At 69.2% G+C, this 21,212-nt stretch carries 22 protein-coding genes; 15 read left to right on the plus strand and 7 right to left on the minus strand.

Annotation, left to right across the window (positions count from 1 at the left end):
* Positions 1–60 precede the first annotated feature (60 nt).
* Positions 61–1,026: an S-methyl-5-thioribose-1-phosphate isomerase gene (mtnA, locus tag H5J31_RS05790; protein ID WP_181771410.1), complete on the plus strand. Its 966-nt coding sequence runs from the start codon at positions 61–63 to the stop codon at positions 1,024–1,026.
* Here mtnA and H5J31_RS05795 read toward each other — a convergent pair.
* From H5J31_RS05795 to H5J31_RS05805, 3 genes are read right to left on the minus strand one after another with little or no spacing between them, the layout of a single operon-like run.
* Positions 1,023–2,243, minus strand: a complete 1,221-nt coding sequence (locus tag H5J31_RS05795) for a GNAT family N-acetyltransferase (RefSeq protein WP_181771411.1) — start codon at positions 2,241–2,243, stop codon at positions 1,023–1,025. The genes mtnA and H5J31_RS05795 overlap by 4 nt on opposite strands.
* A gap of 53 nt (positions 2,244–2,296) precedes the next feature.
* Positions 2,297–2,512, minus strand: coding sequence for a ferredoxin (locus H5J31_RS05800; RefSeq protein ID WP_181771412.1), 216 nt, complete (start codon positions 2,510–2,512; stop codon positions 2,297–2,299).
* Positions 2,513–2,514: 2 nt separating this feature from the next.
* Positions 2,515–3,705, minus strand: coding sequence for a cytochrome P450 (locus H5J31_RS05805; protein ID WP_181771413.1), 1,191 nt, complete (start codon positions 3,703–3,705; stop codon positions 2,515–2,517).
* Positions 3,706–3,817: 112 nt separating this feature from the next.
* On the opposite strand from H5J31_RS05805, the gene H5J31_RS05810 reads away from it, so the two are divergent.
* Positions 3,818–4,384, plus strand: a complete 567-nt coding sequence (locus H5J31_RS05810) for a TetR/AcrR family transcriptional regulator (RefSeq protein WP_181771414.1) — start codon at positions 3,818–3,820, stop codon at positions 4,382–4,384.
* Between the two features lie 40 nt (positions 4,385–4,424).
* Positions 4,425–5,342: an aminoglycoside phosphotransferase family protein gene (locus tag H5J31_RS05815; RefSeq protein WP_181771415.1), complete on the plus strand. Its 918-nt coding sequence runs from the start codon at positions 4,425–4,427 to the stop codon at positions 5,340–5,342.
* 109 nt (positions 5,343–5,451) lie between these two features.
* Here the strand turns inward: H5J31_RS05815 and H5J31_RS05820 are convergent, their stop codons facing one another.
* Positions 5,452–6,012: a TetR/AcrR family transcriptional regulator gene (locus H5J31_RS05820; RefSeq protein WP_181771416.1), complete on the minus strand. Its 561-nt coding sequence runs from the start codon at positions 6,010–6,012 to the stop codon at positions 5,452–5,454.
* Positions 6,013–6,064: 52 nt separating this feature from the next.
* Here H5J31_RS05820 and H5J31_RS05825 point away from each other — a divergent pair, with 52 nt between their 5' ends.
* Complete coding sequence (locus tag H5J31_RS05825; RefSeq protein ID WP_181771417.1) at positions 6,065–6,613, plus strand: hypothetical protein; 549 nt, start codon at positions 6,065–6,067, stop codon at positions 6,611–6,613.
* On the opposite strand, the gene H5J31_RS05830 is transcribed toward H5J31_RS05825, so the two are convergent.
* Entirely contained in the window at positions 6,593–9,358 is a 2,766-nt protein-coding gene (locus H5J31_RS05830) for an FAD-binding and (Fe-S)-binding domain-containing protein (protein WP_181771418.1), read from the minus strand. The two genes, H5J31_RS05825 and H5J31_RS05830, sit on opposite strands and share 21 nt — an antisense overlap.
* A gap of 95 nt (positions 9,359–9,453) precedes the next feature.
* Here H5J31_RS05830 and H5J31_RS05835 point away from each other — a divergent pair, with 95 nt between their 5' ends.
* The 8 genes from H5J31_RS05835 to H5J31_RS05870 all read left to right on the plus strand — a co-directional run bounded on the left by H5J31_RS05835 (position 9,454) and on the right by H5J31_RS05870 (position 17,444).
* Positions 9,454–10,632, plus strand: a complete 1,179-nt coding sequence (locus H5J31_RS05835) for a GAF domain-containing sensor histidine kinase (protein WP_181771419.1) — start codon at positions 9,454–9,456, stop codon at positions 10,630–10,632.
* The gene (locus H5J31_RS05840; protein WP_328701389.1) at positions 10,617–11,243 is read left to right on the plus strand and encodes a response regulator transcription factor; all 627 of its coding nucleotides are present in this window, start codon (positions 10,617–10,619) and stop codon (positions 11,241–11,243) included. Before H5J31_RS05835 ends, H5J31_RS05840 begins: the two co-directional genes overlap by 16 nt.
* Positions 11,244–11,274: 31 nt before the next feature.
* Positions 11,275–12,033 (plus strand): lytic polysaccharide monooxygenase auxiliary activity family 9 protein, encoded by a 759-nt coding sequence (locus H5J31_RS05845; protein WP_181771420.1) that lies wholly within the window; start codon positions 11,275–11,277, stop codon positions 12,031–12,033.
* 556 nt (positions 12,034–12,589) lie between these two features.
* On the plus strand, positions 12,590–13,399 hold the full coding sequence (locus tag H5J31_RS05850; RefSeq protein ID WP_181771421.1) for an ABC transporter ATP-binding protein: 810 nt from the start codon (positions 12,590–12,592) through the stop codon (positions 13,397–13,399).
* Positions 13,396–14,172 carry an ABC transporter ATP-binding protein gene (locus tag H5J31_RS05855; RefSeq protein ID WP_181771422.1) on the plus strand — a complete coding sequence of 259 codons (777 nt, stop codon included), beginning with the start codon at positions 13,396–13,398 and terminating at the stop codon, positions 14,170–14,172. Before H5J31_RS05850 ends, H5J31_RS05855 begins: the two co-directional genes overlap by 4 nt.
* The gene (locus H5J31_RS05860) at positions 14,169–15,047 is read left to right on the plus strand and encodes a branched-chain amino acid ABC transporter permease (protein WP_181771423.1); all 879 of its coding nucleotides are present in this window, start codon (positions 14,169–14,171) and stop codon (positions 15,045–15,047) included. Before H5J31_RS05855 ends, H5J31_RS05860 begins: the two co-directional genes overlap by 4 nt.
* The gene (locus H5J31_RS05865) at positions 15,040–16,197 is read left to right on the plus strand and encodes a branched-chain amino acid ABC transporter permease (protein WP_181771424.1); all 1,158 of its coding nucleotides are present in this window, start codon (positions 15,040–15,042) and stop codon (positions 16,195–16,197) included. Before H5J31_RS05860 ends, H5J31_RS05865 begins: the two co-directional genes overlap by 8 nt.
* On the plus strand, positions 16,194–17,444 hold the full coding sequence (locus H5J31_RS05870) for an ABC transporter substrate-binding protein (RefSeq protein ID WP_181771425.1): 1,251 nt from the start codon (positions 16,194–16,196) through the stop codon (positions 17,442–17,444). The genes H5J31_RS05865 and H5J31_RS05870 overlap by 4 nt, the downstream gene beginning before the upstream one ends.
* On the opposite strand, the gene H5J31_RS05875 is transcribed toward H5J31_RS05870, so the two are convergent.
* Complete coding sequence (locus H5J31_RS05875) at positions 17,386–18,444, minus strand: Glu/Leu/Phe/Val dehydrogenase (RefSeq protein WP_181771426.1); 1,059 nt, start codon at positions 18,442–18,444, stop codon at positions 17,386–17,388. The two genes, H5J31_RS05870 and H5J31_RS05875, sit on opposite strands and share 59 nt — an antisense overlap.
* Before the next feature lie 111 nt (positions 18,445–18,555).
* Between H5J31_RS05875 and H5J31_RS05880 the strand changes: the two genes are divergently transcribed.
* The 3 genes from H5J31_RS05880 (at position 18,556) to H5J31_RS05890 (ending at position 20,059) form a co-directional block, all read left to right on the plus strand.
* A complete protein-coding gene (locus H5J31_RS05880) occupies positions 18,556–19,035 on the plus strand; it encodes an Lrp/AsnC family transcriptional regulator (RefSeq protein ID WP_181771427.1) in 480 nt (159 codons plus the stop codon).
* Between the two features lie 131 nt (positions 19,036–19,166).
* Entirely contained in the window at positions 19,167–19,451 is a 285-nt protein-coding gene (locus H5J31_RS05885) for a hypothetical protein (protein WP_181771428.1), read from the plus strand.
* A gap of 41 nt (positions 19,452–19,492) precedes the next feature.
* Entirely contained in the window at positions 19,493–20,059 is a 567-nt protein-coding gene (locus tag H5J31_RS05890; protein WP_181771429.1) for a GNAT family N-acetyltransferase, read from the plus strand.
* A 22-nt stretch (positions 20,060–20,081) separates the two neighbouring features.
* On the opposite strand, the gene H5J31_RS05895 is transcribed toward H5J31_RS05890, so the two are convergent.
* Positions 20,082–20,717, minus strand: coding sequence for a YigZ family protein (locus H5J31_RS05895; RefSeq protein ID WP_181771430.1), 636 nt, complete (start codon positions 20,715–20,717; stop codon positions 20,082–20,084).
* Positions 20,718–21,212 lie beyond the last annotated feature (495 nt).

Here is a 21,212-nt window from a genome sequence, read left to right on the forward strand (position 1 = left end):
GCCGCATCCTCACCGAACCGGCCCGGCCGGACAACTGGATAATCCCGGGGGATCCGAACCATGCGCAGGACGATCGACTGGACCGGCGACGCCGTCGCGATCATCGACCAGACCGCCCTCCCCGCCGAACATCGCGTGCTCGAACTGCGGACGGTCGGCGAGCTCGTGGACGCCATCCGACGGCTCGCGGTCCGCGGCGCACCGGCGCTCGGCGCGGCGGGCGCGCTCGGGGTGGTACTCGCGACCCGGGCGGGCGGTGACGTCGAGGCGGAAGCGGAACGTGTCGCGAAGGCCCGGCCGACCGCGGTCAACCTGAGCTGGGGCGTCTCCCGCGCGCTCGCGAAACTCCCGGAAGGGCCGGACGCCGTCCTCGCCGAGGCGCTGGAGATCCTCGACGAGGACGAGCGCATCAATCACGAGGCCTCCCGGCTGGCGGCCGACGTGGTGCTCGAACACTGCGAGCGACGCCCGTTGCGCCTGCTCAGCCACTGCAACGCCGGGCGTCTCGCGACGGTCGCCTGGGGCAGCGCGCTCGGCGTCGTCTGGCATCTGCACGCCCGCGGCCTGGTCGAATCGGTTCTGGTCGACGAGACCCGGCCGTTGCTGCAGGGCGCCCGGCTGACCGCGTGGGAACTGGCCGAGGCCGGTGTCCCGTACCGGATCCAGCCCGACGGCGCGGCCGCCGCCGCGATGGCGCGCGGCCAGGTGGACGCCGTACTCGTCGGCGCCGACCGGATCGCCGCCAACGGCGACGTCGCCAACAAGATCGGCACCTACGGCCTCGCGATCGCGGCCAAGCACCACGGGATCCCGTTCGTGGTCGTCGCCCCGTCGTCCACTGTGGACACCGCGATGGCGGACGGCACCGGGATCGCGATCGAAGAACGCGATCCCGGCGAAGTCCTGCACTTCGGCGGGACGAGGGTGGCCCCCGAAGGTGCGGAAGTGTTCAACCCGGCCTTCGACGTGACGCCGTTCGAACTGGTCACCGCGGTGGTCACCGAGCACGGCGTCCTGGGCGGCTAGAAGGATTCCAGGCAGGACGGCTCACGGTCGGTGGCGAACGCCGCCGTCGCCCGCGACACCGCCCCGGCGGTCCGCTCGCGGATCCGCCCGGCCGCGGCCAGGGTGCTCGGCCGGGTCCCGCCGAGGAAGATCGCGCCGAGGTCGATGACGTCCAGTTCGAGATCGGGCGCGTCCTCCACCCGCGTCACCTCGGCGTTCCCGTCCGCGTCGGCGACGAGCCGCCAGTTCCCGGTGTTCCAAGGGCAAAAGGCGTCCTCGACGCCGAATACGAGATCCACCGGGGTGGTGTAGCGGCGGGTCTTCAGCGCGCGATCGACGTCGACCAGCCGGACCCACAGCGAGTCACCGGCGGACCGGGACATCTTGCGAGGATCGGCGAGCATGTGGATGAGCGGCTCGTCGAGCGCGGCGTTCGCCTCGATCGTGGTCGTCAGGTCATAGTCGAGCAGGTAGCGGTACAGAGTCGCGTACGCCTGCGGCGTCGTGGCGACCAGTTCCACCACTTTCAGCGTTCCGCGCGGCCCTTCTTCGCTCCAGTCGCTCTTCACGCGGAAAATCGCGTAGCCGTCAGACAGCACGGCGAATTTCAACGCCGTGAACCCCTGACGGCGGTATTCCGGGTCGTCGAGGAGGAACTCCCACGTCGACTCGGTCCGGCCGAGCGCGCCGACCCGCAGCGGCGCCTCCCTTTCGTAGATCGCCTTGATCAGCGGGATCGCCTTCTCGAGCCCGGTTTCCCGCACCCGCTCGGTTTCGAGTTCGACGCCCGGCCGGAACGCCGCCTTCGCTTGAACGGTCGCGCGATAGAACTGCGCCCCCAGGCCGTAACCGAAGCGGGGGTAGATGACGGATTCCGACGCCCACAGCGCGGTGATCGCCTCGCCGCCGTCTTCGTGCAGGCCGTGCAACTGGGCCCGCATGACGCGGGTGAGCACACCACGCCTGCGGTGGTCCGGTGCCACGCCGACCGAGGTCACCGCCGCGAGCGGTGTCTGCCCGGCCCCGGGCACGGTGATCTCGCGGGTGAGCAGTTCCCCGGCCCCGATCAGTTCATCGCCGTCGAAGACGCCGTGGGAACGCTCCGGCTCGAACACCAGCTCTTCGCGGTGCTTCAGCTCCTCCGTCGGGTTGGTGAGGAAGGCGCGAGCCAGCATTTCCGAGAACGCGGGTAGGTCGTCGGTGGTCAGAGTGCGGATGGTCAAGCTGTCATCGCTCACCCAGCCGTCCTACCCCTGTTCACCGACGACCGCCACGTATTAAAGGGAGACGGTCAGGGCCGGGGCCCGATGACCTCACCCATTTCCTTGACCTCGATCGCCATCGCGGGGCAGGAATCCGCCGCGTCGAGAACGGTCTCGTCCGGCTTCACCTCACCCGCGACCACGGTCGCCGTGGCGCCTTCGAGTTCGAAGACCTCCGGCACCAGCGAAGCGCACATCCCCGAGCCGATGCATGTTCCTCCATCGACCTCGACATTCCAGCTCATCGTCACCATCCGATCGGCATCGAGCGGGGCCCCCGCACCAGCATCTGCGTCTTCCACACGATATCCCCGGCGAGGTGCAGTCCGGGGAGATCGCGCAACAGGGCCCGCAACGCCTCCTGAAGTTCCAGCCGGGCCAGCGGCGCGCCGAGACAGTGGTGCACGCCGTGACCGAATCCGAGGTGGGGGTTGGCGTCCCGGCCGAATTCGAGGGTCTCGGCCGACGTGAACTGGAGCGCGTCCCGGTTGGCGGCGCCGATCGCGACCATCACCGGCTCGCCTTCCTTGACCAGCACGTCACCCACCTGGACGTCTTCGCTGGCGTAGCGAGCGAACCCGGCTCCTGCACCCAAAGGAATGAACCGCAGCAATTCCTCGACCGCGGCCGGGATGAGGTCCGGGTTCTCGCGCAGGCGGGCCAGCTGATCAGGCTGTTCGAGCAGCGCGTAGACGAAGTTGGGGATCTGGCTCGCGGTGGTCTCGTGCCCGGCGATCAGGATGCCGATGCACATGTCGACCAGTTCCAGCTCGCTCAGCCTGTCCCGGACGTCGCGCGCTTCGATCAGCGCGGTCATCAGGTCGTCCTGCGGGTTGGCGCGGTGCTCTTCGACGAGCACGTGCATGTACGCCCGCAGTTCGTCCTGGTTGGCCATCATCTGTTCGGTGGTCAGCGGGCTGGTCGACAGCGCGGCGTCGCTCCACACGCGGAACTTCGGCCGGTCCTCGACGGGCACGCCGAGCAGTTCGCAGATGACCGCGACCGGGATCGGCAGCGCGTAGTCCTCGACCAGGTCGGCGGGCTGCCCGGCGGCCTTCATGTCCTCGATCAGGCCGGCCGCGAGATCCGCGACCCGCGGCCGCAGCAGTTCGACACGGCGCATGGTGAACGCCTTCGCGACCAGCGTGCGGAGCCGGGTGTGATCGGGCGGGTCCATGCTCAGGATCCCGCCGGGCCGCCTGCCCGGCGCCATCCGCGGCTCGTCCTTGTCCACGGCCATGGCGCGGGAGAACCGCCGGTCGCCCAGCACGAAACGCGCGTCGGCGTACCGGGTCGCGAGCCAGGCGGGCTCGCCGTGCGGGAGACGCACGCGGATCATGCCCTCGGCGTCGCGGGCGGCGGCGTAGGCCTCGTTGAGGTCGAGACCCGCGTCTTCGTTGAACGGATAGGCGACGGGTTCGGTATGGGTGGTGGTCATTTGTCCGGAAACCCCCCGATATCGGGTTTGTAAGCAACTGCTTACAACGCTAGCCATGATCACGGTGAGCGTCAATGCGCCTACCGTGCGACGTCCGGCTAGCCTGTCCCCGATGACGGAAGAACCGCAGGTCCGCAAGCGCGACGCGGCCGCCACCAGGGCGGCGCTGCTCGACGCGGCGGCGGTCCTGTTCGGCGAGCGCGGCTTCGACCGGACCACGGTCCGCGACATCGCGAAACTCGCCGGCGCCAACCAGGCGCTGCTGTTCCGCTACTTCGGCTCGAAGGACGCGCTTTTCGAAGAGGTCCTGGCGCGCGGCGGGCGCGAACTGATCGCCAGCACTCCCCCGACCGACCTGCTCAGGACGGCGTTGCGGAGCATGCTGGAGTCCGACAGCGGCCGCGACCGCACCCTGGACGCCTATCTGCGCTCGACCGGGCACGACAGCGCCGCGGCCGCGGTGCGGCGGCAACTCGGCGAGGAGTACGCGAAGGTCCTGGCGACCCTCACGGACGCCGACGACGCCGACCTGCGGGCCGACCTCATCCTGGCCTGGCTGCTCGGGATCGGCCTCGTCCGCGAGATCACCGGCAAGGAACCCCTGGCCAGCGCGGATCCCGACGACGTCTGCCGTCTGGTGCTCGGCGCGGCCCGGACACTGCTGGAGCGCAGCGGGTAATCGGTCGCCACCGCCGGGGCCGCTGCTCTACGGTCGGCTCGTGACCTCGTTCCCACCCGCCGGCACCGAAGCCGAGTTCGACACGCTGACCAGGCAAGACCTGCTTCCGGCGGTGACGTCGCTGACCGCGTCGCTCGGCCTCGGCGAGGTCGTCGCGTTCACCGAAGGCTCGCTCCCGGTGTACGCCGTCGGCGAAGACCTGGTGCTCAAGCTGTTCCCGCCGGTACACCTCGACGAACTCGCCACCGAGCGGACGATGCTCGAAGTCCTGCACGGGAAACTGCCGATCCCGACGCCCGGTGTGCACGCCGTCGGCGAGCGGGACGGCTGGGGTTACGTGCTCATGGAACGCCTGCGCGGCGAGACGCTGAAGGACGCCTGGCCGAAACTGTCCACAGAGGACAAAGAGCTGCTCGCCCCCGAACTCGGCGAGGCACTGGCCGCCCTGCATTCGCTGCGCGATCCCCGCCTGGACGCCCTCGATCCGCCGGACTGGGCCGCGTTCCTCGCCGAACAACGCGCGAACGTCGTCGAGCACCACCGCCGGACCGGCCTCGACGAGAGCTGGATCGCGCAGATCCCGGCGTTCCTCGACTCCGTCGACCTGGGCAGGCCTCCTGTCGTCCCGTTGCACACCGAATTCATGCGCGACCACGTCATGATCACCCGCGACGGCGAACGCCCGCGGCTGACCGGGGTCTTCGACTTCGAACCGGCGATGCGCGGTGCGGCGGAGTACGACTTCGTCGCCGTCGGACTGTTCGTTTCCAGTGGGGACAAGGACTTCCTGCGCCGCTTCCTCACCGGGTACGGCTCACGCCCCGCTGAGGAGTTTCCGCGACGCTGCCTGGCGTACGCGCTTTTGCACGTCTACAGCAACTTCACCTGGTATCTGAAGGTGCTTCCGGCGCCCGAGGAGCCGACACTGGAAAGCCTCGCCCGCGCTTGGTGGTCGTGAGTGGCGATGGGGACCGGAAGCGCTTGATTTCGCGAAAGCCACTTTCGCAACGTTGAGGGTTGCGAAAGTGGCTTTCGCAACCCTCCGGCCGGTCGGCGCGGGTGGTCGTTCAGCTCGTGATGATCCCCCGCAGGAACTCCAGATACCCCGGCCGCTCCGCCGCGCCCAGCAGCACCCCGCCGCTCGCCCGCTGCGCCTGGATCAGCCCGATGAAAGCCGTGTAGGCCAACAGTCCGCGGTGGTTCGCCTCGGTTTCCGGACAGCCCATTTCCCGGAAGCACCGGACGATGAACTCGACGCGCCGGGCGGTGACCTCGGCCAGCAGCGGGCCGATCACCGGGTCGCCGGCGTGCGCGAGCAGGGCCAGTTCGGCCAGGTCGTCGTCCTTCGCCCCGAAGACGAGCCCGAAGAGGTCGTTCAGCCGCCGCGCCGGGTCGGCGATGCCGTCCAGCAACGCGATCAGCGCCTCGGTGTCCTGTTCGGCCCACCGGCGCACGGCGGCCTCGACCAGCGCGTCCCGGTTCGCGAAATGCCAGTAGAAACTGCCTTTCGTCGTTCCGAGTTTCGCCGCGATGGGCTCGACGGCGATCGCGGCGACCCCGCCGTCGCAGAGCGCCTCGAGCGCGGCGTCCGCCCAGTCCTCCCGGGCGAGCTTCCTTTTCCCGACCACAGGGCATACGCTACCGTACGGAAAACCATACGGCACCGTACGGGAGGTGGCCATGCCCTTCGGATCACCCGCGAACTGGGGCGCGACCCCGGAAGAACGCCGCCGCGAGCAACCGGCGGACACCCTGCTGGACGGCACCATCGCGCGGTTCGACCGCGCGGTCACCGTGCACGCGCCCGCCGCGCTCGCCTACCGCTGGCTCTGCCAGATCTCGGTCGCGCCCTACAGCTACGACCTGCTCGACAACCGGGGGCACCGCAGTCCGCGCGAACTCACGCCCGGCGCCGACGAACTCGCTCCAGGTGACACGCTGATCGTGTTCCTCCTGACCGAGGTCGACGCCGGGCACAGCCTGACCGGCCGGACCTTCGGCGGGTCGGAGAAACTGTTCGGCCCGGTGGCCGCCACCTACTCGGTGGAGCCGATCGACGCGGACAGCTGCCGGATGCTGTGCCGCATAGTCGTGACCTCGAAGGGATTCCCAGGCCGTCTCAAGGAGTTCCTGCTCGGCTGGGGCGACCTGATCATGATGCGGAAACAGCTGCTGACGCTGAAGAAGTACGCCGAGCGCGACCACCGGCTAAGGAAGGGCGCGCCGTAACAGTTCCGCCAGGTGCAAGGCCTTGCGTCCGTCGAGTTGCTCGATCTGTGTCCGGCAGCTGAACCCGTCCGCGACCACTTCCGTTCCGTCGGCCGCGGCGCGGATCGCGGGCAGCATCCGGTCCTCGGCACAGGCCACCGAGACGTCGTAGTGCCCGCGCTCGAAACCGAAGTTGCCCGCCAGTCCACAGCAGCCGGAGTCCATTGTGGAATTCCGGATTCCCGCGGCGCGCATCGCGGCCTCGTCGGCGCCGAACCCGAGGACGGCGTGCTGATGACAGTGGACCTGGCTGAGCGCTTCGACGTCCAGCGAACGGAATTCGAGCGGCGACTCCTCGATGAGTTCGGCGAACGTCCGGGTCTGCTCCGAGAGCAGTTTCGCGATCGGATCGTCCGGCAGCAGGGCCGGGAGATCGCCGCGGAACAACGCCGTGCAACTCGGTTCCAGCCCGGCCACCTGGTATCCCGCCCGCAGATACGGTTCGAGGACGGAAACTGTGCGGCGCAAGACGTTCTTCGCGACGTCGAGCTGGCCGGTGGAGATCCAGGTGAGCCCGCAGCAGACCCCGCGATCGGGCAGGACGACGTCGTACCCGGCCGCGGTCAGCACCTCGGCCGCGGCGTCGAGAACGTCCGGAGTGAGGTAGTTGTTGAACGAGTCCGGCCACAGCACCACGCGCCGGTCACCGGTCGCCCATCGCCGGAGATCCTCGCGGCGCCGGGTGAACGGGGTCCGCGCGAACGTCGGCAGCTCGCGTTCCGGCGCGATCCCGCCGAGGCGTTTCAGCAGGCCGGAGAACCGCCGCGACACCGTGTTCGCCAGCCGCGGCGCGAGAGCGGCGGCGCGCAGCCACACCGGGAGCCAGCCCATCGAATAGTGCGACGCCGGGCGCAGTCGTCCCTTGTGGTGCTGGTGCAGGAATTCCGCCTTGTAGGTCGCCATGTCGACATCGACCGGGCAGTCGGACAGGCATCCCTTGCACGACAGGCAGAGATCCAGTGCTTCGGCGACCTCTTCCGAACGCCAGCCGTCGGTGATCAGCTCGCCGTTCACCATTTCGGCCAGCAGATGCGCGCGGCCCCGCGTCGAGTGCTTCTCCTCGCGGGTGGCGCGGTAACTCGGGCACATCACGCCGGGACCGGTGGTGTTGCGGCATTTCCCGACGCCGACGCAGCGCCGCATCGCCTGCCCGAAGCTCCCCTCGTCCTCCGGATACGCGAGCGCGGTGACGTCTTCGAGTTCCAGCGACGCGCGACGCACCCGCAGATCGGCGTCGACCGCCCTCGGATCGACCAGGATGCCGGGGTTCATCATGCCCGCCGGATCGAAGATCCCCTTGAATCGCTCGAAAAGCGCGAGGATCTCGGGGCTGTACATCCTGGGCAGTAGTTCGGAACGGGCCTGGCCGTCACCGTGCTCGCCGGACAGCGAGCCGCCGTGTGCCGCGACCAGGTCCGCGGACTCTTCGAGGAACGACCGGAACCCGGCGATCCCCTGCGGGGAAAGGAGATCGAAGTCCAGCCGCAGATGCAGGCAGCCCTCGCCGTAGTGCCCGTAGACCACGCTCTTGCGGCCGTGCCTCCGCATCAGCTCCTTGAACTCGCGCAGGTAGGCGCCCAGCCGTTCGGGGGGCACGGCGGCGTCTTCCCACCCTGGCCAGGCCTCCTCGCCGCCGGCCAGCCGCGTCGCGAGTCCGGCGCCTTCCTCTCGGATGCGCCAGAGCCGCTTCTGCGCGGCCGCGTCGTCGAGCAGCGCGGATCCGGTCAGCGCGCCGCGCAGGTCGGCGATCAGCCCACGCGCGCGGTCCGGGTCGGTCATCTCGACGAACAGCCAGGCACCACCGGGCGGGAGGCCGTCGGCACGGCCGGGTTCCAGCAGCGCGACGAGGTCCGCGTCGACGCCTTCCACGGTCAGCGGCGACCACGGCAGGATCGCCGGGACGGCGTCGGCCGCGGCGATGTCGGACTCGAAACCGAGCACCGCGAGCACCTTGCGCTTCGGTACCTCGGCCAGCGAGACGGTCGCTTCGAGCACGGTCACGCAGGTGCCCTCGCTGCCGACGAGAGCCTTGGCGACGTCGAAACCGTTCTCCGGCAACAGGTGTTCCAGCCCGTAGCCGGACACCCGCCTGCTGAAGCCGGACAGCTCGGTGCGCAGCAACGCCAAGTTTTCGTGGACGAGCGCGCGCAGTTCCGAGAAGACCCGGCCTTCGGTACCGGGCACGGCCGCCCGGGCGTCCACTTCGGACGGTGTGGTCGGGCCGACGGTGAGCCGGGTGCCGTCGTAGAGCAGCACGTCCAGCTCGCGGACGACGTCGACCGTGCGTCCCCAGGCGACCGAGTGCGATCCGCAGGCGTTGTTGCCGATCATCCCGCCGATCGTGCACCGCGAATGCGTCGACGGGTCGGGGCCGAACCGGAGCCCGTGCGGAGCCGCGAGTGCCTGGAGGTCGTCGAGGACGGTCCCGGGCGCCACCCTCGCCGTCTTCGACGCCGGGTCGAGGTCGAGCACACCGCCGAGGTGCCGGGACGTGTCGATCACGACGCCCGGCCCGCACGAGTTGCCGGCGACGCTGGTGCCACCGCCACGGGCGATCACCGGCAGCCCGGCCTCCCGGCAGGCGGCGACGGCCTCGATCACCTCGCCGGTGTTCCGCGGCAGGACGACGCCCTGGGGGACGTGCCGGTAGTTGGAGGCGTCGGTCGTATACAGCGCCAGCGTCGCGGCGTCGGCCAGGATCTCCACGGGTCCATTCAAGACAACTCGGCCCCGGATGCATAGCGGGCACCCTCTCCGGTCGGGTATGTCCGAAAGCCGTCCCGGTATGCGATCGTGAGCGCGTGACGGCGAAACGGCACGTCGCGGAAGACCTCGCCGCCGAGCACAGCGCGGTACTCGGCGGGCTTCTGCGTGAGCGCGAGGAGCTGCTCGCCACCCTCGACCGGGTCGCGGCGCTCAACGGCACCGCGCGGCTGATCCGCGAGTCGATCGGCACGCATTCCGGGTTCGTCGCCGAGCTGACGGGACCCGAACAGGCGGTGATCCGCTGGATGTCGGGCACCCGCACGGACGCGCTCCAGGACCTCGCCGTCCCGATCGGCCAGGGCATCGGCGGCCGCGTGCTCGCACTGGGCAGGCCGGTCCGGGTCAACGACTACGTCAGCTCGCCGAGTATCACCCACCAGTTCGACGCGCAGGTCCGCGGCGAGGGACTGGCGGCGATGATCGCGGTCCCGATCCTCAACGGGACCGAGACCGTCGCCATCGCCTACGCCGCCATGCGCGAGCCTCGCGACTTCGGCGACGACGCCGTGAAGTCCCTCGAAGACATCGCGAGTGAGGCGGGCCGGGCCCTGAAACTCGCGACGGTCGCCGAGTCCGACCGCGAGACCGCGCTGTCCGCCGAACGGCTCCGCATGCAGAGCGCGCTGCACGATTCGGTCGGCGCGCTGCTGTTCTCCATCGGCGTCCAGGTCCGGAACCTGCACGAGGACATCAGCGACAACCCGGCGCTCGAATCACGGCTGAAGCGGCTGGAGGGTGATGTCTCCGCCGCGTCCAGGGCGCTGCGCGAGTCGCTGCTGGCGCTGTCGGAGGCGAGCCCGGAACGCGCGCTTCCGGTGGAACTGGCCGAACACTGCCGCTCGTTCCAGGCCCGCTGCGGGGTCCCCGCGCGGTTCGTCCAGCTCGCCCAGGTGCCGCAATTGGACGCCGAACGCGCCGGACTGCTGGTCGCGGCCGTCCGGGAAGGCCTGCTCAACGTCGAGAAACACGCCGACGCGCTGTCGGTCGTGGTCAGCCTGCTGCCCAGCGAGGAAGGAGTGCAGGTGGTCGTCGCCGACGACGGGACCGGTCATCGCGCCGAGGACGCGGGAGATCCCGAACCCGGCACCGGGATGGGACTGCGCGCGCTGGCCGAACGCGCCGCGAGGCTCGGCGGCCGGGTCAGCCTGGTCCGCGACGAGGACGACGGCTGCACGCTGCGCGCCTGGGTGCCGGAACCGTGCCGCCGCCGGTGACCGTGCTCGTCGTGGACGACCATCCGGTGGTCCGCGACGGGGTGAGCCTGCTGCTGCGGTACGACTCGGCGATGACCGTGATCGGTTCGGCCGAGACCGGCCGGGCCGCGATCCAGCGGGCGGGCGAACTGAAGCCGGCGTTGATCCTGCTGGACCTGCGGCTGCCGGACATGCTCGCGCCCGAGGTCATCGCCGAACTCCGGCAGGTGCACCCGGCCGGGCGGATCGTGGTGTTCACCGCGCACGGCGACCACCAGGGCGTGCGGGCGGCGCTGGACTCCGGCGCGCACGGCTGCCTGCTCAAGGACGTCGCCGGGACGAACCTGGTGGCGGCGTTGCGGCAGGTGCTGAAGGGCGAACGCGTCGTCGACCCGCGCATCTTCCCCGACGACGGCCAGCGATCCGACGCGCTGGCCCGCAGCGGCCTGACGCGGCGCGAGTACGAGGTGCTGCGGCTGGCCGCCCAGGGCCAGACGAATCCGGAGATCGCCGAGTCGACCGGCCTGGCGCGGAACACGGTGAAGACGTACCTGCAGTCCGCGCTGCACAAACTCGGTGCCCGCAACCGCGTCGAAGCCATCGGGAAGGCGAGCGAAGCCGGTCTTCTCTGAACCGGGTCACGGCCGCGTCCGTGCCTGAAGCATGGTCTCCTTCCGCAAACTGACCCTGCTCCCGGTGATCCCGCTCCTGGTCGTGTTCGTGACGCCCGCCGCCGCGCACGGCTCGATGGACAGTCCGGCGAGCCGGGCGGTGACCAGGGGGATCGACGACTGGGACAACGTGCGGGTCGCGAACGTACGCGGCAAGGACCGGCAGCGGATCCCGGACGGCCGGCTGTGCAGTGCGGGCATCGCGGAGTTCGGCAGCCTGGACGTCCCGGAGGCGGACGGTCCGGCGACGACGCTTTCGGCCGGGGCCGAGTACACGTTCAAGTACCGGGAGACCATCCCGCACAAGGGCACCTTCCGGCTGTACGTCACGAAGGACGGCTACGACCCGGCGCGCACTTTGACGTGGGCCGACCTGGAGACCCGCCCCTTCCTGTCGGTCACCGATCCGGCGTCGCGGGACCGCTCGTACGTGCTGGAGGGCAAGCTCCCGGCGTCGAAGACCGGCCGTCACCTGATCTACACGATCTGGCAGAACTCGGACACGCCGGACACCTACTACTCCTGCTCCGATGTGGACTTCGGCGTCGCGGAAACCGAGTCCGCTCTCCCCTCGGCCCCGCGGGCGACCGTCACTCCCCAGGCCGTCGCCGCGGCGCCGGCGCCCTCGGCGTCCTCGACATCCTCGGCGCCCGAGCCCGACGACGTCCTTCCCCTGGCCGGGGGCGCGGCCGCCCTGCTCGCCGGCGCCGTCGCGCTCTTCTTCGTCCTCCGCCTGCGGCGCCGCACTTAGTCCTCTGAATGCGATACATGCACGCGCAACTACCGCATTCAGAGGACTAAGTGCGCGCGAGGTCGGCCGCGGGTTTCGACGGCGTGACTCGCGTGTTCAGGCACGGAACTCGCGTGCCCGACGGCGTGACTCGCGTGCCTGGATGCCGCACTCGGTGTACGGCGTCCGAGCACACGAGATCCGGGTCCGAGCACGTGAGATCCGGGTCCGAGCACGCGAGTGCGGTGTCGCGCCGCCGAGGTCACGATCTCGACCAGGGGTCGTAGTGGCGATTCGTGTCGTCTATCCACAAAGGACACTTTTCGCAGCATAGATGACCGAATTGGAATTTTTGCGCCTTTCCACAAGGGGGTCGTGAGTGGCAAGGAGGGTTCTAACCCTCCTAAACACTCACGACCCAACCCGGCCACGCCACCTTTGACTTGCCCCTGACCGACCGCGCTGTGTCCGTTTTGTAGCCGTGTGGGTCTCCAGGTGGGGGTAACGCGACGGAGGGTGCCCACGCAGGATGACCGCCACCGATCGTGACTCGCGTCACACGAACGGAGGAGGCGGCTTGCTCAGTGTCCGTGATCTTCAGGTGCGGTACGGCCGATCGGTGGCCGGACTGCACGGGGTCGACCTCGACGTCTCACCCGATGGGGTACTGGCCGTCCTGGGCAGCAACGGCGCCGGGAAATCGACCCTGCTGCGGACCATCTCCGGGACGCTGCGGATGCATCGAGGCGCCATTTCCGCAGGTGAAGTGCGTTACGACGGTAAACCGCTGGCCAGACTCGACCCGGCCCGCATCGTCGGTCTTGGCGTGGTCGGCGTCCCCGAAGGACGTCAGATCTTCGCGAGGATGACGGTCGAGGAGAACCTGCGCGCGGGCGGGATCGGCGCGCGCTCACCCGAGCAGCGCGCCGCCGCGAGGAAACGCGTCGACGAGCTCTTCCCGGTCCTGTCCGAACGCGCCAAACAGCGCGCCGGCCTGCTGTCCGGCGGCGAGCAGCAGATGCTCGCGATCGGCCGTGCGCTGATGTCCGGCCCGCGTCTGCTGCTGCTCGACGAACCCTCGCTCGGCCTCGCGCCGAAGATCGTCGAGCGGATCGGCGCGATCATCCGCGAGATCCACGAACAGGGCACCGCCGTGGTCCTGGTCGAACAGAACGCCGTGATGGCGTTGCGGGTGGCGGATCACGCGATCGTCCTCGAAGTCGGGCGGGTAGCGCTGGCAGGTACGACGGCCGAACTCGCCGCGAGCGAGGAAGTCCAGCGGCTCTACCTCGGCGGCCACGCCGAATCGCAGGCCGCCGCCGAAGCCGAGGCCGAAGACGCCCGCAAGCACCGTGCGGGCCGGACCCTTTCGAGGTGGGCCGGATGACGCCACCCGAGTTGCACGTCGAGAACGTGACCCTGCGCTTCGGCGGGATCCGCGCGCTGGACGACGTCTCGTTCACCGTCGGTTCCGGTTCGCTGCACGCGCTCATCGGGCCGAACGGCGCCGGGAAGTCCAGCTGTTTCAACGTGATCAGCGGGCTGTATCAGGCGGACAGCGGGAGCGTCCGGCTCGGCGACACCGTCCTCACCGGACTCAAACCGCATCGCCTGGCCGGTCTCGGCGTCGGCCGGTCGTTCCAGAACGCGGCCCTCTCCCCCGGTTCGACCGTGCTCGACAACGTCATGCTCGGCCGCCACGCGCTCACCAAGGGCGGCTTCCTCGCCTGCGGTCTCCGGATGCCGTGGACGACCCGCGCCGAACGGCGGCATTCCGCGCGCGCCAGGGAGATCTGCGATTTCCTCGGGATCGGCGCGCTCGTCGACCTCCCGGTCGGGGCACTGCCGTACGGCGCGGTGAAACGCGTCGACCTCGCCCGCGCGCTCGCCGTCGAACCCGTCCTGCTGCTGCTCGACGAACCCGCGGCCGGGATGAACGCGACCGAAACCGCCGAACTGGCCGGGACGATCCGCGACGTCCGCGACGAACTCGGCATCTCGATCCTGCTCGTGGAACACGACATGGGCCTGGTGATGGGCATCGCGGACCGCGTCACCGTCCTCGATTTCGGCAAGCGCATCGCCGACGGGACACCGGCCGGGGTCCAGTCGGATCCGGACGTGATCAGGGCATACCTCGGCACGGAGGCCACGGCGTGAACACTTTCCTGCAACTCGTGGTGAACGGACTCGGCAAGGGCGCGGTGTTCGCGTTGCTGGCGCTGGGTTTCGTGATCATCTTCAAGGCCACCGAGGTGGTCAACTTCGCGCACGGCTCGCTCGTGCTGTTCGGCGGCTACCTGGTCGTCGTGACCCGGGAATCGCTCGGCTGGGCGGGCGCCTCGCTCGTCGGCATCGTGTCGGCGGGTCTGCTCGCCCTTCTGCTGGAACGGTTCCTGCTCTCGCGCTCGCGGAACGCGGACGCGAACAGCCTGGCGCTGCTGACCATCGGCGTCGACGTGATCATCACCGAGGAGATCGTGCGGCGGCTCGGCGTCACCCTGCCGTTCCTCGGCGACGCCTGGGACGCGCGGCCGTTCCAGGTCGGCGGGATCACGTTGTTCCGGACTCAGCTGGTCGCGCTGGTCGTCGCGGCCATCCTGATCACCGCGTTCACCCTCGCGTTCAAGTACTCGAACTGGGGTGTCGCGATGCGGGCGCAGGCCGAGAACCGTGAGGCCGCCGCGCTGATGGGCATCCGCAGTTCCCGGGTGACGGCGACGGCGTGGATCGTGGCCGGTCTCCTCGCCGGGGTCGCGGTGCTCTTCATCGCCACACAGGACTTCTCCGGCGCGGGACTCTCCCGCGGCACGCACTCCATCGCGCTCGCGGCGTTCCCCGCGGCCATCCTCGGCGGGCTCGACTCGACCGCGGGCGCGGTGGTGGGCGGGCTGGTCGTCGGGCTCGTCGAGGCGCTTTCCGCGCAGTACGTGTCGTTCGACTTCTCCAAGAGCGCGGTCTTCCTGGTGATGCTCGTGGTCCTGGTGGTGCGGCCCTCGGGGTTGTTCGGGACGAGGGAGAGCACACGTGTCTGACACCGCCGTGAAAACCCCCGCCGCCGCTCCGCCGACGCCGCCCGCGAAACGCGATCGCGGACGGCTGGTCAAGGCGCTGGCCTGGGTCGCGCTGCTCGTCGTCCTGCTGGCGATCCCGCTGTACCTCGACGCCGCCTGGCTGAAGGCCGGGCAGTACATGATGATCGGCGGCGTCGGCGCGATCGGGCTGACGCTACTGGTCGGCCAAGCCGGGCAGTTGTCGTTGGCGCACGCGTTCTTCCTGCTCGCCGGCGCGACCGGGTACACCGTCCTTTCCGGACCGACCGACGACGAGCGGGTGTTCGGTTTCGGTCTCGATCCCGGCCTTTCCCTGGTCGGCGCGGTGGTCATCGCGGCCTTGCTGGGGCTGGCGTTCGCGCCGGTCTCCGGACGGCTGCGCGGGATCTACCTCGGCGTCGCGTCGCTCTCCCTGGTGTTCCTCGGACTCTACTTGGGACAGTCGGCGGAGACGCTGACCGGCGGGACGTCGACCGGTCGCGCGCCCGCGCCGTTCTCGCTGTTCGGGTTCCCGTTCACCAACGACGGCCCCGCGATCGAGCTGATGGGCGTCCCGATCCGGCAGGCGGAACGGACCTGGTACCTGTTCCTGCTGCTGACCGTGCTCGCGTACGTCGTCGCCCGCGCCGCCGTCCGCAGCCGGGTCGGCCGTTCGTGGCGGGCGGTGCGGGACAACGAGGCCGCCGCGTCGGTGATGGGCGTCAGCGTCACCAGGGCCAAGGCGGGCGCGTTCGCGGTCTCCTCGGCGTACGCGGGGCTCGCGGGTGCGATGACCGTGCTGTGGTTCGACATCCTCAAACCCGACGAGAGCGAATTCGGCACGTACGGCATCAACATCTCCATCGCGTTCCTGGCCATGGTGATCATCGGGGGACTCGGCTCGGTGCCCGGCGCGCTGGTGGGCGCGCTGATCGTCAACGGGCTGCCGCAGGTGCTTTCGCTGTACTCCGCCGATCTCGGCTGGTTCTCCGGAACCGGGGACGGCGCACTGACCCCGATCCTGGTCAGCTCGTTCGTCTACGGCGCCGCGATCATCCTCGTGGTGCTCTTCGAACCGGGCGGGCTCGCCGCGATCGGCCGGCGGATCACACCCTCTAAGAAACCGCGAATCCCGGAGGAGCAAGGCAGATGAAGCGCAGATATCCGGCCGTCGCGCTGGCGGCGGTCCTCGCCCTCTCGGCGTGCAGCACGAAAGCGGGCGACTCGGGGTCCTCGGGGGCGGACGGCTCGGGCGTCAAGGCCGACAAGGGCGTGACCGCCTCGGAGATCACCCTCGGCGTGATGACCGACAAGACCGGGGTGTTCAAGAACCTCGGGCTCGGCATCACACAGGGGAACGAGTTGTGGGCCAAGGACTTCAACGCCGCGGGCGGGGCGTGCGGCCGGCAGGTGAAACTGGAGACCGTCGACCACGGCTACAAGGCGGACACGGCGAAGACGCTGTATCCGCAGATCGAGCCGAAGGTGCTCGGGTTCGTGCAACTGCTGGGCTCCCCGGTCGTCGCCGCGCTGAAGCAGAACATCGCCTCGGACAAGACCGTCGCCGCGCCCGCGTCGTGGTCTTCGGAACTGCTCGACAACCCGTACGTGATGATCGTCGGGACGACGTACGACCTGGAGATCATCGACGGCCTTTCCTACTTCCAGGAACAGGGTCTGGTGAAGGACGGCGACACGATCGGGCACGTCTACATCGACGGTGAATACGGCAAGAACGGCCTGCGCGGTTCGCAGTTCTACGCGAAGAAGCACAATCTGACGGTCAAGGAGGTCAAGATCACCTCCACCGACAACGACCTCACGAACATCGTCACCGGGCTCAAGGGTGACGGGGTGAAGGCCATCGTCCTGACCACCACGCCGGCGCAGACCGGTTCCGCGCTGGCGGCGAACAAGGCGCTCGGGCTGAACGTGCCGGTGCTGGGCAACAACCCGGTGTTCGACCCGGTGCTGCTGAAGAGCCCGGCCGCGAACGCGCTGGACAAGCTGACGATCGTCGCCAGCAGCGTCCCGTTCTCCGCCGACATCCCCAAGGCCAAGGACGTCGCGACGAAGTACAAGGCGGCGTACAAGGAGACCCCGAACGGCGGGATCCCCTACGGCTACGCGGTCGGCGAGGTGTGGGGCGCCGTGCTCAAGAAGGCTTGCGAGAACAAGGACCTCACCCGGGACGGCATCGCCGCGGCGCTGAAGCAGACGACGTCGGCGAGCACCGGGGATCTGGTGGCGGCACTGGACTTCTCGAAGGCGGGCACCCCGGCGACGCGCCAGGTGTACGCGGCGACACCGGACGCGTCGGCCGAGGGCGGCGTCCGCTACGTCAAGCCGCTGTTCGAGGCTCCCGAGGCGAAGGAGTACGTGGCTCCGCACCAGAAGTGAGCCTCGCTTCGGCGAGTGCGTCCGCTTCGGCCAACGGCGTGGTGCCGTTGGCCGAAGCGGCGTCCAGGATCCGCCGCGTGGTCGCTTCGAGTGTTTCGACGCGGGCGATCGCCTCGGTGTGCGTCAGGTTTTCGGCTTCGCGGCCGAGCGTGTAGACGACTCCCCCGGCGCCGGCGACGAAATCCGGAATCCAGACGATTCCCCGGGCGGCGAGGTCGTCCGCCACCGCGTCCTCGGTGAGCTGGTTGTTGGCCGGGCCGACGACGAGCGGCGCTTCGACCTCCGTGGCGGGACCGAAGACTCCCCCGACCGCGGCCGGGATCAGGACGTCGGCTTCGATTCCGAGCACTTGTGCCGGCCGGACCCAGCTCAGTCCCCGCTCCTCGGCGGCCGTCAGCCGCCGTTCGTCCACATCGGACACGATCACCTCCGCCCCTTGCCTGACCAGATCGGCGGCGAGGTGCGCGCCGACCGAGCCGTACCCGCTGATGACCACCCGGCGGCCCTTCATCCCGTCGTCGCCGAAGACGGCCTTCGCCCCGGCTCGCAGCGCGGCGAGCACTCCGACCGCCGTCGGTTCGCTCGACGAACCGGTGCCGCCGTGCTCCTCGGGCAGACAGAACACGTGCGGTGTCCCCTCGCGCAGGACGAGCATGTCGTCCGGGCCGGTGCCGACGTCCGGACCGGCGAGATACGCACCGTCGAGTGACGCGATCAGGTCGGCGTGGTCAAGCAGGATGTCGCGCCGCTGCGCGGGCGTCGGCACCGTGTCGAGCGCGACGACGCTCTTGCCGCCGCCGAAGTCCAGGCCCGCGACCGCGCATTTGCGGGTCATCGCCGCGGACAGGCGCAGGACGTCGTCGATGGCGTCGATCACCGCCGGGTAGACCTTGAAACGGCAACCGCCGACGGCCGGGCCTCGCGTTCGGGAGTGCACCGCGACCATCGTGGTCACCCCGGACCGGCGCCCCCGCCGGACGACCAGTTCCTGTACAGACATTTGGCTCCCCTTCGCGCAATTAGTCGGCTACTTGCGCTGAAGTTAGGCTGATCGGCAAGTGTTCAGAGCGTCTGCCGAACGATATTCGGCAGCACCGGGGAAGGGATCGGCGTGGACGAACTTGATTCGGCGATCATCCGGGAACTCCAGGCGGATGCGCGGCAGTCGAACCGCGACATCGCCCGCAAGGTCGGCGTCGCGCCGTCGACCTGCCTCGAACGCACGCGGCTGCTGCGGGAGCGCGGCGTCATCCGCGGCTATCACGCCGACATCGACCTGCGGAGCCTCAACCGCGGCGTGCAGGCGATGGTCTCGGCGCAGGTGCGGCCGCTGAGCCGGGAGGTGATCGACTCCTTCCAGCGTTCGGTCGCGGAATTACCCGAAGTCCTTTCGGTGTTCGTCACCGCCGGTAGCGATGATTTCCTGATCCACGTCGCCGCGCAGGACGTCGATCAGCTCCACTCCTTCTTGGTGGATCGCTTGTCGAAACGCAAGGAGATCGTCGGGTTCCGGAGTTCGATCATTTTCCGCCATCTGCGCAAGACCGAGCTGGAACCGCTTCCGCTGCGAATACCAGGTGACAACCCCTAGGTATTCACCCTTGATTACCCGACACACCACCCCTAAGTCCGCCCGAAATCCGAGACTTCGCACCGGAGAAGACGGAAACTGTCGGGGGTATGGGTTTGACTGTTCGAAGCGGAACAGAAAGGAGGCGCGCCATGGACGTTCGGACAGAGCTGAACCATCGTGAGCGGGCCACCCTGAGAGCCGTGGCCGAAGGTCACGCGGAAATCAGCTGCAGTTGCGAGCCGGACCTGTTCGTCGACGGCCTCGCCTGCTGCGACCAGCACACCGCGCACCGCCTGGCCCACCTCGGCCTGGTGGCACCCGCCCGGGGCGGACGGCGGGGCGAACGCGTTCCCGCCCTGCTCACGGAGGCCGGGGCGCGGGCTTTGGGGGTCGCCGTACCGGCGCTCGCCACACCCGGGCTGGCCGCCGCCTAAAAGCGTTTGCCGAGGTGCGCCGGGGGCGCCACGATCTGCTGATGCGTGTGTTTCTCGAGACCGAACGGCTCCTCCTTCGGCAGTTCACCGAGGCCGACGTCGACGACCTGTTCGCGCTCTACGACGATCCCGAGGTCATGCGGTTCCTCAATGGGGGTAAACCGGCGAACCGGGCCGAGATCATCGGACACGACCTTCCCGCCTTTCTCGGTTACTACGAGCGTTTCCCCGGTTACGGGTTCTGGGCCGCGATCGAGAAAACGACCGGGGCGTTTCTGGGGTGGTTTCATTTCCGGCCGCTACGCGGTCACCGGACGGATGATCCCGAACTGGGTTATCGGCTGAACCGGTCTTCCTGGGGCAAGGGCTACGCGACCGAAGGTTCGCTCGCGCTGCTGGAGAAGGGCTTCACCGAACTCGGGGCCCAGCGGGTCTGGGCAGGGACGATGGCGGTGAACCTGGGCTCGCGGCGGGTGATGGAGAAGATCGGGATGCGGCACATCCGGACCTTTCACGAAGAGTTCGACGACCCGATCCCCGGCACCGAAGAGGGCGAAGTCGAGTACGCCATCACCCTGGAGGAGTGGCGGGCCCGCCTGACCGGGTGAGTGTCCTCCCGCACTTAGTCGACTAAAGGCGGGACGTGGGGAGCCAGGTTTCGCCGGTTTCGGCGGTGATGGCCTCGCCGCCGGTCAGGTCGGCCAGCCAGGCGTGGAACGTGTCCCCCTGGTCCGGCGCGACGCCGACGTCGAAGTGCGCGACGTCTTCGAACCGGGTCGCGTGCAGTAGGTAGGGCGACGAGCGGATGTCGTTCTCCAGGCGGCCGGCGCGGTCGTAGTCGACGACGACCTCCACCAGTCGCAGCCGCCGGTACTCCCGGACGCCGACGACGTCGACGGCTTCGGACACCGCCTGGCCGTACGCGCGGATCAGGCCGCCGGCGCCGAGCAGGACCCCGCCGAAGTAGCGGGTCACCACCGCGACGGTGTCGGTCAGTTCGCGACGGCGGAGGACCTCGAGCATCGGGGTGCCCGCCGTGCCCGCGGGCTCGCCGTCGTCACTGGAGCGCTGGGCCCGGCCGTCGGCGCCGAGAACGAAGGCGTGGCAGTGGTGCCGGGCGGCCGGATCGGCCTTCTTCCGGGCGGCGATCACCGCTCGGGCGGCGTCTTCCGAGGCGACCGGCGCGAGGGCGCACAGGAAGCGCGAACGCCGGATTTCGATCTCGTGGACCCCGGTGCCCGCCACGGTGAGATAACGATCCGCCATCGGCACAGCCTCTCAAACCGGGCGATCCACTCTGCCGTTCGGGCGATCCCGTGGTCACGTCAGGTCACCGAAACACCCGCGATACCCACCTGAACGCGCGATCCAGGTCACACCAACGAGGGACGTGAGCGATCGTTCACGCAGGTCAGCGGGCTAGTGCCCCACTCAGTGGACATGTCATTCCAGCCAGTGGGCAGATGATGTTTGAAGTCAACGCTCGCGTGGCATTTCCCACCCCGACCAACCGACGTATGTCGATAACAGCGATTTCACACTATCGTCATAAGACCGGCGAACCCGGGAGTAACACGTGCGCCCCGCCTGCCATCCACCACAACGGCCTGGCGGCACGCGGCGCACCGCAGTACCGATAAGCGCATCGGCCGCCCAATGCAGTGCGGCTCTACGAACCCTGCCCCCGTTTCGCGGGCGTGTTCGTTCCCTCTCGACTGACCATCGCGGTCCCGGACCATTCCGTTAACCGGTTCACTACCG

The sequence above is a fragment of the Amycolatopsis pittospori genome (assembly GCF_013870525.1).
Taxonomy (GTDB): Bacteria; Actinomycetota; Actinomycetes; order Mycobacteriales; family Pseudonocardiaceae; genus Amycolatopsis; species Amycolatopsis pittospori.